This is a genomic window from Bradyrhizobium sp. USDA 4451, from assembly GCF_054822585.1.
The window spans coordinates 3674769-3687044 of the sequence record NZ_JBTRCH010000001.1; the positions used below are offsets into that span (position 1 = coordinate 3674769).

The window sequence follows — 12276 nt, forward strand, 5'->3', positions numbered from 1 at the left end:
ATGCCAAAGCCGTTCGACAAGCTCACCGCAACGGCTGCGCCGATCATGCGCAGCAATATCGATACCGACGTGATCATCCGCATCGAGCGTTTGGTCGGAAATGGAATCCGCGGCACGCTCGGCAAATGGGCATTCGGCTCGCTGCGCTATCTGCCCGACGGCTCCGAGAATCCGGAGTTCATCCTGAACCGCGAGCCGTACCGGGATGCGGAGATCCTGGTGACCGGACCGAATTTCGGCTGCGGCTCGTCGCGCGAGGGCGCGGTGTGGTCGCTGCAGGAGCGCGGCATCCGCGCCATCATCGGCTCCGGCTTCGGCGACATCTTCTTCGCCAATTGCTTCCAGAACGGCATCCTGCCCGTCATCGTCGACAAGGCGGTGGTGGATCAACTCGCCGCCGACATCGAGGCGACGCAGGGCGCGGGCAAGGTCTCGATCGACCTCGAGGCACAAACCATCGTCTCGCCCTCGGGTGCGCGGTATTCGTTCGAGATCGACCCGCGGCGGCGCGAGGGACTGTTGAAGGGGCTCGACGAGGTGGCGCTGACATTGCAGCGCGACGACGAGATCCACGCCTTCCAGGCTTCCGACCGCACCGCGCGGCCCTGGATTCATTCGACCAAGACACCTGCGACAAGGACACCTGCCTCGGGGATATCCGCATGAGCACGCAATCCAACATGGTCAAGGTCGCCGTGGTCGGCGGCGAGGGTATCGGCCCCGAGGTCACCGCGCAGTCGCGCCGTGTGCTCGACTGGTTCGCGGCGAAGCGTAACGTGCCGATGACCTTGCGCGAGGCGCAATACGGCCTGATCCCGTATCTGGCGACCGGCAAGGTGCTCCCCGAGGATACGGCAGAAGCGATGGACGAGGCCGACGCCATCCTGTGGGGCGCGACCGGCGGGCCCGAAACGACCGAGGTGCCGGCGGCGGCACGCAAGGCCGGCAGCCTTCTAGGCCTGCGCAGCAAATATGATCTCTACGCCAATTTAAGGCCGATCATGGCGAGCCCGGCGCTGTCGGCATCGGCGCCGCTGAAAGCCGAAGTGCTCGACGGCGTCGACTTCGTCATCATCCGCGAATTGACCAGCGGCATCTATTTCGGCGAGCCGCGCGGCATCGAGACCTTGCCCGACGGCCAGCGCCGCGGCTTCAACACCGAGCAATACACCACCAACCAGATCCGCCGCGTGGCGCGCTCGGCGTTCGAGCTGGCGCGGACCCGGCGCAACAAGGTCTGCTCGGTCGACAAGGCCAATGTGCTGGAGACCAGCGTGGTGTGGCGCGAAGAGGTGATCAGGCTGCACAAGGAGGAGTTCTCCGACGTCGAGCTCACCCACCTCTATGTCGACAATGCCGCGATGCAGATCGTGCGCGAGCCGCGCCAGTTCGACGTGATGGTGACCGGCAACATCTTCGGTGACATCCTGTCGGATTGCGCGGCGATGGCCTCGGGCTCGCTCGGCATGCTGCCGTCGGCCTCGCTTGGCCCAGTCGATCGCTTCGGCCGGCGCAAGGCACTGTACGAGCCGGTGCATGGCAGCGCGCCCGATATCGCGGGCAAGGGCATCGCCAATCCGCTCGGCTCGATCCTCAGCGTCGCGATGCTGCTGCGGTTGACCTTGAACCGGCCCGAGGATGCCGACCTGCTGGAGCAGGCGGTGCAGACCGCGCTTGCTTCCGGCGCGCGGACCGCCGACATTGCTGAGGCTGGCGCGAAGAAGCTGTCGACCGTCCAGATGGGCGATGCGGTGCTCAGCGCGCTCGACAAGATCTCGGCCAGGGAGCACGCCTGATGCCTGATGTCGCCATGCCCAACATTTCGCGGCGGTCGGCCCTGACGGTGATCGCCGCGGGTGGCGCGGTGCTGGCGAGCAGGCGGGCATGGGCACAGGCGGCCGCGGGACGGGCGATCTATCCGGTCGCGGTGCCGGTCTATCAGACGCAGTTCGTCGCCGACCGCATCGGCTTCTTCAAGGAGGCCGGGCTCGACTGCAAGCTGGTGCAGGGCGGCAGCGGCGTGAAGACCCGCGAGATCATCGCCTCGTCGCAGGGCGACATCGGCATCGGCGACGTCACCCATCCGATGCAGCTGACCAATCACGGCCGCGCCGCACGCGTGCTGCTGCCGGTCGACACACGGTCGAACTCGGTGATGTTCATCCTGCGCAAGGACCTCAAGGACCAGGGCATCAACTCGCTGGAGGCGTTCGCGCAATGGAAGCGGCCCGACGGCCGCAAACCGATCGTCTCGGTGTCCTCGCTCGGCGGCACCAACCATGTCTGGTCGTCGTACTACATGGAAACCATGGGGCTCGACGACAAGGTGACCTGGATCGGCACCGGCAATGTCGACACCATGCTGGGGTCGCTGAAGTCGAAGCAGGTCGATATCCTGGTCTCTTCGCTGTCGCTGCTGAACGAGGCGCAGCAGCAGGGCTGGGGCGAACTGCTGTTCGACGGCACCGACGAGGCGATCTGGAACAAGCATATCGGCGGCAAGGTGCCGGTGACGGCCCATTTCACCCTGCAGGCCACCATCGACAAGGACCCGGCCAAGATGCAGGCCTATGTCACCGCGCTGTGGCGCGCCTCGCAATGGATCAAGGCGCACAAGCCGGCCGAGGTCTATGAGGCGATCGAGCCCTATGTCGGCAGCACCTCGCGCGACGCCAATCTGCTGGAGATCACGGCGATCCAGAAGGTCGCGGACTATGAGGGCATTGTCGACGCGGCGAGCTTCGCGCGCGGCGAGAAGGTCTGGTTCCGCGAGATGACCGGCATCAAGCCGCTCAAGATCGCCGACGTGGTCAACTCGAACCTGATCGAAGCGGCACGAAAGGCCTATCCGGGTTGAGCGCGCTCGAGACGAGCGCAGCCGTGTCGCCGCGTGCCGCGGCCGAGCGCCGCGTCGAGGTCCAGGGGCTGAGCAAGTCGTTCCAGCTTGCCAAGACCACCATCGAGGCGGTGCGCGACGTGACGTTCGGCGTGCGTCGCGGCGAGTTCGTCGCGCTGCTCGGGCCGTCGGGCTCGGGCAAGAGCACCGTGCTCAACATGATCGCCTCGCTGATCCGCCCGAGCGGCGGCGAAATCCTGATCGACGGCAAGCGCGTCGTCCCCGGCAGGGCGACGCCGGATGTCGGCTATGTCTTCCAGCGTGACACGTTGTTTCCGTGGCGGACCGTCGGCGACAATATCGGCTACGGCTTGGAGTTGTCCGGCGTGCCGGCGCACGAACGGAAAGAGCGCATCGCCGAATGCGTCGCGCAGGCCGGCTTGAAGGGATTCGAGAACGCCTATCCGTCGGCGCTGTCGGGCGGCATGCGGCAGCGCGCGGCGCTGATGCGGACCCTGATCGTCGAGCCGCAAATCCTGCTGATGGACGAGCCGTTCGGCGCGCTCGACACCCACACCAAGATCGACATGCACGAGGTGCTGCTGCGGATCTGGGAGCGCGAGCAGCAGACCGTGCTGTTCGTGACCCACGATCTCGGCGAGGCGCTGACCCTGGCCGACCGCATCATCCTGTTCTCGGCGCGGCCGGGTCGCATCAAGGACATGTTCGAGGTCGATTTCCCGCGTCCGCGCGATGCGGTGAAGGTGCGCGAGACACCGCATTATGCCGAGCTGTTCCAGCACATCTGGCACTCGCTCGGCGAGGAATTCGTCAAGGGCCGTAGCGCATGAAACGGTACGGCACGCTCGGCACCGTCGGCTGGCAGGTCCTGATCTGCGCCATTGTGCTGTCGGTCTGGCAATGGGGTTACGACCTGCGCGGCAAATTGCCGTGGCTGGTACCGGATCTGCTCGATCCGTATTTCATCTCGAAGCCGTCGATGATTTACGAGAATTTCCTGATCCAGAGTTGCCTGACCTCGAAGCTCGGCGTCTTCAACGGCTGGTTCAATGGCGATTTCGCAAAATGCCTGGCGCGCAACGAGAACAATCTCTGGGCGGCGACCGCGATCACTTTGAAGAACACCTTCTTCGGCTTCGTCACCGGCGTGGTCTCCGGCTTCGTTGCCGGGCTGATCCTCGGGCGATCCGACCGGCTCAGCGCGATCTTTCAGCCCTTCATCACCGCGGTGAATTCGATCCCGCGGATCGCGCTGGCGCCGATCATCGTGCTGGCGTTCGGGATCGGCGACATGTCGAAGATCGTGACCTCCTGGATCGTCGTCGTGTTCCTGGTGTTCTTCAACACCTTCGAGGGCGCGCGCTCGATCGACGAGGGTTTTACAAATGCCGCGCGGCTGCTCGGCGCCAGTGAGTGGCAAATCACCCGCACCGTGGTGATCCCCTCGACCATGGCCTGGGTGTTCGCCTCGCTGACGCCGGCGATCTCGTTTGCGCTGATCGGCGTGATCGTCGGCGAGTTCATCGGCGCCGAGCGCGGTATCGGCCGGCTGATCATCGAGTCCGAGGCGCGCGGCGAAGCCTCGGGGATGATGGTCGCGGTGGTGGTGCTGATGCTGGTTGGCGTCGTGCTGTCGGCGATGATCTGGCGGCTGCAGGCCTATCTGTTGCGCTGGCAGCGGCAGCGCAGCGCCGAATAGCAGAGGCCCGCGGCGGTGTCTGCCGCCACGGGCCTTCATTCACGCTGCGGTTTCCGACGGCGAGGTCTCGCCGTCGAGCCAATCCTGCTCCTTGGCGAGCGCGCGCCAAGCCGCCTCCATGCGCTTGAAGCGGTTGTAGGTCGGATCGTCGGCGGCGCGCTCGGCAAGCTGCGCGCAGTTCTCCGCATTGTTCAGGAATTGCTGCGATTGCTTCATGGAATGTCCTCCTGTTGATAACGACGTGGGACAGCAAATCCGTCAATTCAACGTGGGGAACTATGAGCATTTCGCCACACAGGTGAACGCCTGTTCAGCAGAGTTCCCGGCGCCAAAATCCGCATCCAAAATCCGCACCGACGTGAGCATCTGCGGCAGCACCGACGTAGGAACACTATGTCGCACCCGGCGTTCGTCTCTCGTCGCAACTGGAGGAGGAGAGACATCATGAGGAAATATCTGTTCGCCGCGGCCATGGTGACCGCCATCGCATCGCCCGCGCTCGCCGATGAAATCGGTGTTCGTGCAGGTCCCGTCGGCGCCGGCGTGACCGTCGGCCAGGCGCCCGAGTATCGGGACCGCGATCATGACCGCACCACCGTGATCAAGGAGCGCGAGCCGCGCAGTGACCGCACCACCGTCATCAAGAAGCAGGACGAGTTCGGTAACCGCAGCAAGACCGTCATTCATCACGACGACGACTGACGACGATCGGAGCGATTCGGAACGAAGATGAAAATCCGCCGTCGACCTCGTCGCGGCGGATTTTTTCCTGTCCTGGTGAGAGGTCTAGCTCGCGGACAGCACGGTCGTTCGATCCTCCCGGCGTTCGCTGGCGATGCGGCTGCGGCATTCCGCAGCGAATGCGCGCAATCGCTCAACGGTCAGCGGATCCATAGCCGTGCGCGCCAGACGCTCGGCGCGGTCGGCTTCATCCTTGAGATGGTCAATTGTCCGGCTCATGGTTGCCTCCATGCCCAGACAATTTGAATCGAATTGTGGCGTTCCCCGGCCTCTGGAGGCGTGGCTAACGGACGGTTAATTCGCCTTCCGAGCGTGCCTCAGGTCACCGGTGCGGGATTGAACAGCGTCAGATCGTTGTGGATGCCCCACCTGTCCGACCACGGCTTGGTCCGTCCGCTCGCGACGTCGAGGATCAGGCGGAACAGGTCCCAGCCGGTTTCCTCGATGGTCTTCTCGCCGGTCGCGATGCAGCCGGCGTCGAAATCGATCAGGTCCTTCCAGCGCCGCGCCAGCTCGCTGCGGGTCGCGACCTTGATGACGGGGGCGGCGGCGAGGCCATAGGGCGTGCCGCGGCCGGTGGTGAACACCTGCAAGGTCATGCCGGAGGCGAGCTGCAAGGTGCCGCAGATGAAGTCGCTGGCAGGCGTCGCCGCAAACAGCATGCCCTTCTGCCGCGCCTTTTCGCCGGGCGACAGCACGCCCGCGATCGGGCCGGAGCCCGACTTCACGATCGAGCCCAGGGATTTCTCGACGATGTTGGCAAGCCCGCCCTTCTTGTTGCCCGGCGTGGTGTTGGCGCTGCGGTCGGCGCCGCCGCGGGCGAGATAGGCGTCGTACCATGCCATCTCGCGGATCAGCGCGCGGCCGACATCCTCGTTGACCGCGCGGCGCGTCAGCAGCTGGATCGCGTCGCGCACCTCGGTGACTTCCGAGAACATCACGGTCGCGCCGGCGCGCACCAGCAGGTCCGCCGCGAAGCCGACCGCGGGGTTGGCAGTGACGCCGGAGAACGCATCGCTGCCGCCGCACTGCAGGCCGATCACGAGATCGGCGGCCGGGCAGGTCTCGCGGGTGCGGGCGTTGAGCACCTTCAGCCGCGCCTCGGCCTGGGTCATGATCGCCTCGACGATGGCGCCGAAGCCGTCGAAGGCTTCGTCCTGCATCCGCACGATGGCATCGCCGACGCCCTCCGGCACCAGCCGTTCCGGCGCGAGCTTCTCGCAGCCGAGGCCGATGACCAGGATCTCGCCGCCGAAATTCGGATTGAGCGCGAGGTTCTGCAAGGTGCGGATCGGCACCACGGCATCGGGTGCCGTGATCGCGACGCCGCAGCCATAGGCATGGGTCAGCGGCACGACGTCGTCGACATTGGGATATTTCGGCAGCAGCTCGGCGCGGATGCGCTTCACCGCATATTCCATCGTGCCCTTGACGCATTGTACCGAGGAGGAGATGCCGAGGATGTTCTTGGTGCCGACCGAGCCATCGGGATTGCGAAAGCCCTCGAAGGTAAAGCCTTCGAGCGGCGGCAGCGCCGGCGGCACCGCGGTTGCGATCTCGAGTTGATCGAGCGGCGGCGCGTCCGGCATGCGGATGCGCGCTTCGTCGACCCATTCGCCGGCCAGGATCGGCGAGATCGCATGGCCGATCACCTCGCCGTAGCGGATGATCGGCGCGCCCTCGGCGATGTCTTGCAGCGCGGTCTTGTGGCCCTGCGGCACGAAGGCGCGCAAGGTCAGGCCCGAGGCGAAGCGGGAGCCTGCGGGCAGGCCGAAATCATTCACGACGATCGCGACATTGTCGCGTTCGTTGAGCTTGATGTAGCGGGGCTGCTCCTGCGCGCCGATCGACTGGTCCATGGGGCTCCCGCTATTTTGTAAACTTTGTACGATGGGTAGAGCGTAGCGAAACCCATCATTGCGCCTTGCAGAAAGTCGATGGGTTTCGCTGCGCTCTACCCATCCTGCGATCTCAGCCCGGATAGGTGTAGGCCGTCTTCACCGTGGTGTAGAACTCGCGGGCATAGGAGCCCTGTTCGCGCGCGCCGTAGCTCGAGCCTTTGCGGCCGCCGAACGGCACATGGTAGTCGACGCCGGCGGTCGGCAAATTGACCATCACCATGCCGGCTTCGCTGTTGCGCTTGTAATGCGAGGCGTATTTCAGGCTTGTGGTGCAGATGCCCGAGGCGAGGCCGAATTCGGTGTCGTTGGAGATCGCCAGCGCCTCCTCGTAATCCTTGGCGCGGATCACGCAGGCGACCGGGCCGAAGATCTCTTCGCGAGCGATACGCATCTGGTTGGTCGCCCCGGTGAACAATGCGGGCTGCAGATAGAAGCCGGGCGTCTCGCGGTTCAGCAACTCGCCGCCCCAGTGCAGGCGGGCACCTTCGTCCTGGCCGATCTTGATGTAGCGGAGATCCTGGTCGAGCTGGCTCTGGTCGACCACCGGGCCGACATGCACGCCGCTCTTCAGCGCGTCGTCGACCGAAAGCCCCTTCATGCGCTCGGTCATCGCATCGACGAAGCGGTCATGAATGCCTGACGTGACGATCAGGCGCGAGGACGCCGTGCAGCGCTGGCCGGTCGAGAAATAGGCGCCGTTGACCGCGACCTCGACCGCGACCTTGACGTCGGCGTCGTCGAGCACGACCAGCGGGTTCTTGCCGCCCATCTCGAGCTGGAACTTCTTCATCGGATTGGAGAGCACGCAGGCCTGCGCGATCTTGCGGCCGGTCTGCACCGAACCGGTGAAGGAGATCGCGGCGACGTCGGGATGATCCAGCAGGGTCTGGCCGACCACCGAGCCCGAGCCGACCACGAGGTTGAACACACCGGCGGGAATGCCGGAGCGGGCGATGATCTCGGACAGCGCGTGCGCGGAGCCCGGCACCAGCTCGGCCGGCTTGAACACGACCGCGTTGCCGTAGCACAGCGCCGGCGCGATCTTCCAGGCCGGGATCGCGATCGGAAAATTCCACGGCGTGATCATGCCGACGACGCCGACGGGCTCGCGGGTGATCTCGACGTCGAGGCCGGGACGGACCGACGCGCCCTTCTCGCCCATCAGCCGGAGCGCCTCGCCGGCGAAGAACGCAAAGATCTGTCCGGCGCGCGCCACCTCGCCGATGCCCTCGGGGAGCGTCTTGCCTTCCTCGCGGGCGAGCAGGCGGCCGAGCTCTTCCTTGCGGGCGAGGATTTCGACCGAGATCCTGGTCAGCGCGTCAAAGCGCTCCTGCGGCGTCGAGCGCGCCCAGGCCGGGAAGGCGGCCTTCGCCGCGGCGATCGCCCTTTCAGTCTGCGCCTTGTCGGCCTTGGCGTATTCGCCGACCACGTCCTTGGTGTTGGAGGGATTGATGTCGCGCGTAATGCTGGTTCCGTCGACCCATTCGCCGGCGATGAAGTTCTTCTGGTGAGCGGTCATGTTTCTCTCCAACTTTCTTGTTAGCGCACGAGGCAGGGACGCTTGTCGTCGAAGGTCCAGCCCGGGATCAGGAACTGCATGGCCAGCGCGTCGTCGCGGGCGCCGAGACCATGCTGCTTGTATAGCGCGTTCGCCGCCTCAATGGCACCGCGATCGAGCTCGATGCCGAGGCCCGGCCGATCCGGGATCGCGATCCTGCCGCCCTTGATCTCTAGCGGCTCCCGCGTCAACGCCTGGCCGTCCTGCCAGATCCAGTGGGTATCGATCGCGGTCACCTTGCCCGGCGCGGCGGCGCCGACATGGGTGAACATCGCCAGCGAAATATCGAAATGATTGTTGGAGTGCGAGCCCCAGGTCAGGCCGTTGTCGCGGCAGGTCTGCGCCACCCGCACCGAGCCCTGCATGGTCCAGAAATGCGGATCGGCGAGCGGAATGTCGACCGCCCCGAGCCGCAACGCGTGAGAGAGCTGGCGCCAGTCGGTCGCGATCATGTTGGTCGCGGTCGGCAGCCCCGTGGCGCGGCGGAACTCGGCCATGATCTCGCGGCCGGAGAAGCCGGCCTCGGCGCCGCAGGGATCCTCAGCATAAGCGAGCACGCCATGCATGTTGCCGCACAGTCGGATCGCCTCGTCGAGCGACCAGGCGCCGTTCGGGTCGAGCGTGACGCGCGCCTTGGGGAAACGCTTGGCAATCGCGGCGACGGCTTCGATCTCGGCTTCGCCCGCGAGCACGCCGCCCTTGAGCTTGAAATCGGCGAAGCCGTAATGCGCCTCCGTGGCTTCGGCGAGGCGCACGATCGCGTCCGGCGTCATCGCCACCTGATGGCGCAGATTGAACCAGTCGGGCTTGCCGGTCTCGCCCTCGACATAGGGCAGGCTGGTCTTGCTGCGATCGCCGACGAAGAACAGATAGCCGAGTGTTGCGACTTCAGCGCGCTGCTGGCCTTCGCCGAGCAGTGCTGCGACCGGGAGGTTGAGGTGCTGGCCGAGCAGATCGAGCAGCGCTGATTCCACCGCGGTGACCGCGTGGATGGTGACGCGGAGGTCGAAGGTCTGCTTGCCGCGGCCGCCGGCATCGCGGTCGGCGAAGGCCCGGCGCATCGAGGCCAGGATGTTGTTGCACGCTCCGATGGTCTGGCCGACCACGAGGTCGCGCGCGTCCTCCAGCGTTTTCTTGATCTTCTCGCCGCCCGGCACCTCGCCGACGCCGGTATGGCCGGAGTTGTCGGTGAGGATGACGAGGTTGCGGGTGAAGAACGGCGCATGCGCGCCGCTCAGATTGAGGAGCATGCTGTCGCGGCCGGCGACCGGGATCACCTCCATCGCCGTGACCACGGGGGCGCCGGCAAAGCCGGTGCGGATCGTGTCTTGAATCATCTGCTCCTCCCTGCGTGCCTTGCCGTTCGGCTTATTCCGCCGCCTGCCGGGTCGCGGCCTGCGGCAGCTTAGCCACCAGCGCCGCGAGCTCGGTGATCTCCTGCGCGGTGAGATCGGTGAGCGGCGGGCGCACCGGGCCGGAATCGCGGCCGATCACCTTCATGCCGGCCTTGATGATCGACACCGCATAGCCCTTCTTGCGGTTGCGTATCGCGATCAGCGGCAGGATGAAATCCTTCAGTCCTGCCTGGATGGTCTGATGATCGCGCCGGCGCACCGCGGCGTAGAACTTGGTGGCGAATTCCGGCACGAAGTTGAACACCGCCGACGAATAGGTGGTCACGCCCATGTCGAGATAGGGCAGCGCGAAGGTTTCCGCGGTCGGCAGGCCGCCGATGTAGGTCAGGCGGTCGCCGAGCCTGGTGTAGACCCGGGTCATCAGCTCGATGTCGCCGATGCCGTCCTTGTAGCCGACCAGGTTCGGGCAGCGCTCGCAGAGGCGGGCCAGCGTATCCGGCTGCAGGATCGCATTGTCGCGATTGTAGACGATGACGCCGATCTTGACTGATGAACAGATAGACTCGACATGCGCGGCGAGGCCGTCCTGCTCGGCATGGGTGAGATAGGGTGGCAGCAGCAAGAGGCCGTCCGCGCCGGCCTGTTCCGCGCCAACAGCGATCTCGCGCGCGATCGCGGTGCCGTAGCCGGTGCCGGCCAGCACGGGAACACGGCCCTTGGTCTCGTCGACGGCGATCTTCACGACCTCTGGCACTTCAGCCGGGGTCAGCGAGAAGAACTCGCCGGTGCCGCCGGCGGCGAACAGGCCGGCGACGTCATAGCCGCACAGCCAGTCCATGTTGGCGCGGTAGGTCGCCTCGTCGAACGAATAGTCAGGCTTGAACGGGGTCACGGGGAAAGACAGGAGGCCGCCGCCGATTCCCGCGGCCATCTCCTGAGGGGTCATCTTGCTCATGGCGCCACTCCTTGAATGATGTTGGGAAGGATGCGCGAGCAGCGCGCGTCCATGGCCGAGTTTCTAGGGAATGGTTCGATGCGCGTCCAAGCCAAACGCGGTATCGAGCGATGCCAACTCTGCATCAATCTCCGCGCAGCTGCGGCGCTGCGATTTCGGTTGCGATCTCGATCAGGGACGGCAGCAGCTGGTTCTCGTGATCGCGCCGCCACACCATGAACAACTCGACCGGGACCGGCGTGCGCAGCTTCAGCGGCTTCAATCGAACATCAGATATCTTCAGGCTGGCGGCGGCCTCCGGCACGATCGCGATGCCGAGCCCGGCGCGCACCATGGCCAGGATCGAGTGGATCTGGCTGAGATGCTGCACATAGCGCGGCAGCACGTCGGCGCGCGTGAACATCGACACCAGGAGATCGTGGAAGTAGCGCGCCTCGTAGGGCGAATACATCACGAAGGGCTGGTCGTCGAAATCCTTGATGCTGACGGCCTCGGCTGCGGCCAGCGGATGCTTCTTCGGGATCGCGGCCAGCAGCGGCTCGGCCACGACGCGCCGGCTGGCGAATTCCGGCCGTGCGATCGGCGGACGCAGCAGGCCGACATCGATCTGGCCTGTCGTGAGCGCCTCGAACTGTTCGCCGGAGACCATCTCCTTCAGCGAGAAATCCACCTCGGGCAGGCGCGAGCGGGCGGCTGCGATCAAATCGGGCAGGAAGCCGTAGGCGGCCGCCGCCGTGAAGCCGATCTTGAGCGAGCCGGTCTTGCCGAGCGCGATGCGGCGGGCGACCTGCGAGGCCGACTCGGCGAGCTTGAGGATCCGCCGCGCCTCCGGCAGGAAGCTGCGGCCTGCCGGCGTCAGCCGCACCGAGCGGCTGGTGCGCTCCAGGAGCGGCGCATCGATGATGTGTTCCAGCACCTGGATCTGCCGGCTCAGCGGCGGCTGCGTCATGTTGAGCCGCGTGGCGGCGCGGCCGAAGTGCAATTCCTCGGCCACCGTGACGAAACAGCGGAGCTGGTTCAGGTCGAACATCGATGCTGGCCTGGAATGGATCGCCTTGGGATTTGTCCGTTCTAGCATCGATGCCTCCCACTGGCCAAGAAGACAAAGACGGCGGCCGAAGCCGCCGTTTTGGGTTTGTGCCGAACTCCATCCCCGTCATTGCGAGCGAAGCGAAGCAATCCATCGCGCGGCATATGCCGAAGCATGGAT

General features: G+C 65.6%; 13 protein-coding genes. 6 read left to right on the forward strand and 7 right to left on the reverse strand.

What is annotated here, in order from left to right; genetic code table 11:
- The 5 genes from leuD to ACVMB0_RS16975 are packed head-to-tail and all read left to right on the forward strand — an operon-like array spanning position 1 to position 4556.
- Positions 1 to 666 (forward strand): 3-isopropylmalate dehydratase small subunit, encoded by a 666-nt coding sequence (gene leuD, locus ACVMB0_RS16955; protein ID WP_461347025.1) that lies wholly within the window; start codon positions 1 to 3, stop codon positions 664 to 666.
- The gene (leuB, locus tag ACVMB0_RS16960; protein ID WP_461347026.1) at positions 663 to 1796 is read left to right on the forward strand and encodes a 3-isopropylmalate dehydrogenase; all 1134 of its coding nucleotides are present in this window, start codon (positions 663 to 665) and stop codon (positions 1794 to 1796) included. The genes leuD and leuB overlap by 4 nt, the downstream gene beginning before the upstream one ends.
- Entirely contained in the window at positions 1796 to 2857 is a 1062-nt protein-coding gene (locus tag ACVMB0_RS16965; protein ID WP_461347027.1) for an ABC transporter substrate-binding protein, read from the forward strand. Before leuB ends, ACVMB0_RS16965 begins: the two co-directional genes overlap by 1 nt.
- A complete protein-coding gene (locus ACVMB0_RS16970) occupies positions 2854 to 3687 on the forward strand; it encodes an ABC transporter ATP-binding protein (RefSeq protein WP_461347028.1) in 834 nt (277 codons plus the stop codon). Before ACVMB0_RS16965 ends, ACVMB0_RS16970 begins: the two co-directional genes overlap by 4 nt.
- Positions 3684 to 4556 carry an ABC transporter permease gene (locus tag ACVMB0_RS16975; protein ID WP_461347029.1) on the forward strand — a complete coding sequence of 291 codons (873 nt, stop codon included), beginning with the start codon at positions 3684 to 3686 and terminating at the stop codon, positions 4554 to 4556. The genes ACVMB0_RS16970 and ACVMB0_RS16975 overlap by 4 nt, the downstream gene beginning before the upstream one ends.
- A 39-nt stretch (positions 4557 to 4595) precedes the next feature.
- Here ACVMB0_RS16975 and ACVMB0_RS16980 read toward each other — a convergent pair whose 3' ends face one another.
- A complete protein-coding gene (locus tag ACVMB0_RS16980; protein WP_456749761.1) occupies positions 4596 to 4772 on the reverse strand; it encodes a hypothetical protein in 177 nt (58 codons plus the stop codon).
- Between the two features lie 228 nt (positions 4773 to 5000).
- On the opposite strand from ACVMB0_RS16980, the gene ACVMB0_RS16985 reads away from it, so the two are divergent.
- Positions 5001 to 5258 (forward strand): hypothetical protein, encoded by a 258-nt coding sequence (locus ACVMB0_RS16985; RefSeq protein ID WP_461347030.1) that lies wholly within the window; start codon positions 5001 to 5003, stop codon positions 5256 to 5258.
- Between the two features lie 84 nt (positions 5259 to 5342).
- Here the strand turns inward: ACVMB0_RS16985 and ACVMB0_RS16990 are convergent, their stop codons facing one another.
- The 6 genes from ACVMB0_RS16990 to ACVMB0_RS17015 form a co-directional block, all read right to left on the reverse strand.
- Positions 5343 to 5516: a hypothetical protein gene (locus ACVMB0_RS16990; protein ID WP_456798853.1), complete on the reverse strand. Its 174-nt coding sequence runs from the start codon at positions 5514 to 5516 to the stop codon at positions 5343 to 5345.
- 98 nt (positions 5517 to 5614) lie between these two features.
- Positions 5615 to 7156 (reverse strand): galactarate dehydratase, encoded by a 1542-nt coding sequence (garD, locus tag ACVMB0_RS16995; RefSeq protein ID WP_456749759.1) that lies wholly within the window; start codon positions 7154 to 7156, stop codon positions 5615 to 5617.
- Between the two features lie 112 nt (positions 7157 to 7268).
- A complete protein-coding gene (locus tag ACVMB0_RS17000; protein WP_461347031.1) occupies positions 7269 to 8717 on the reverse strand; it encodes an aldehyde dehydrogenase family protein in 1449 nt (482 codons plus the stop codon).
- A 20-nt stretch (positions 8718 to 8737) separates the two neighbouring features.
- Complete coding sequence (gene gudD, locus ACVMB0_RS17005) at positions 8738 to 10093, reverse strand: glucarate dehydratase (protein WP_461347032.1); 1356 nt, start codon at positions 10091 to 10093, stop codon at positions 8738 to 8740.
- A gap of 31 nt (positions 10094 to 10124) precedes the next feature.
- Positions 10125 to 11066 (reverse strand): 5-dehydro-4-deoxyglucarate dehydratase, encoded by a 942-nt coding sequence (gene kdgD / locus ACVMB0_RS17010; protein WP_461347033.1) that lies wholly within the window; start codon positions 11064 to 11066, stop codon positions 10125 to 10127.
- Positions 11067 to 11190: 124 nt separating this feature from the next.
- Complete coding sequence (locus ACVMB0_RS17015) at positions 11191 to 12096, reverse strand: LysR family transcriptional regulator (RefSeq protein WP_456749755.1); 906 nt, start codon at positions 12094 to 12096, stop codon at positions 11191 to 11193.
- Positions 12097 to 12276 lie beyond the last annotated feature (180 nt).

Coding starts and splice junctions, on each gene's coding strand:
- ACVMB0_RS16990 (WP_456798853.1), bottom strand. CDS start 5,516: ATGAGCCGGACAATTGACCATCTCAAGGATGAAGCCGACCGCGCCGAG.
- ACVMB0_RS16975 (WP_461347029.1), top strand. CDS start 3,684: ATGAAACGGTACGGCACGCTCGGCACCGTCGGCTGGCAGGTCCTGATC.
- gudD (WP_461347032.1), bottom strand. CDS start 10,093: ATGATTCAAGACACGATCCGCACCGGCTTTGCCGGCGCCCCCGTGGTC.
- ACVMB0_RS16985 (WP_461347030.1), top strand. CDS start 5,001: ATGAGGAAATATCTGTTCGCCGCGGCCATGGTGACCGCCATCGCATCG.
- kdgD (WP_461347033.1), bottom strand. CDS start 11,066: ATGAGCAAGATGACCCCTCAGGAGATGGCCGCGGGAATCGGCGGCGGC.
- ACVMB0_RS16965 (WP_461347027.1), top strand. CDS start 1,796: ATGCCTGATGTCGCCATGCCCAACATTTCGCGGCGGTCGGCCCTGACG.
- leuD (WP_461347025.1), top strand. CDS start 1: ATGCCAAAGCCGTTCGACAAGCTCACCGCAACGGCTGCGCCGATCATG.
- leuB (WP_461347026.1), top strand. CDS start 663: ATGAGCACGCAATCCAACATGGTCAAGGTCGCCGTGGTCGGCGGCGAG.
- ACVMB0_RS16980 (WP_456749761.1), bottom strand. CDS start 4,772: ATGAAGCAATCGCAGCAATTCCTGAACAATGCGGAGAACTGCGCGCAG.
- garD (WP_456749759.1), bottom strand. CDS start 7,156: ATGGACCAGTCGATCGGCGCGCAGGAGCAGCCCCGCTACATCAAGCTC.
- ACVMB0_RS17000 (WP_461347031.1), bottom strand. CDS start 8,717: ATGACCGCTCACCAGAAGAACTTCATCGCCGGCGAATGGGTCGACGGA.
- ACVMB0_RS17015 (WP_456749755.1), bottom strand. CDS start 12,096: ATGTTCGACCTGAACCAGCTCCGCTGTTTCGTCACGGTGGCCGAGGAA.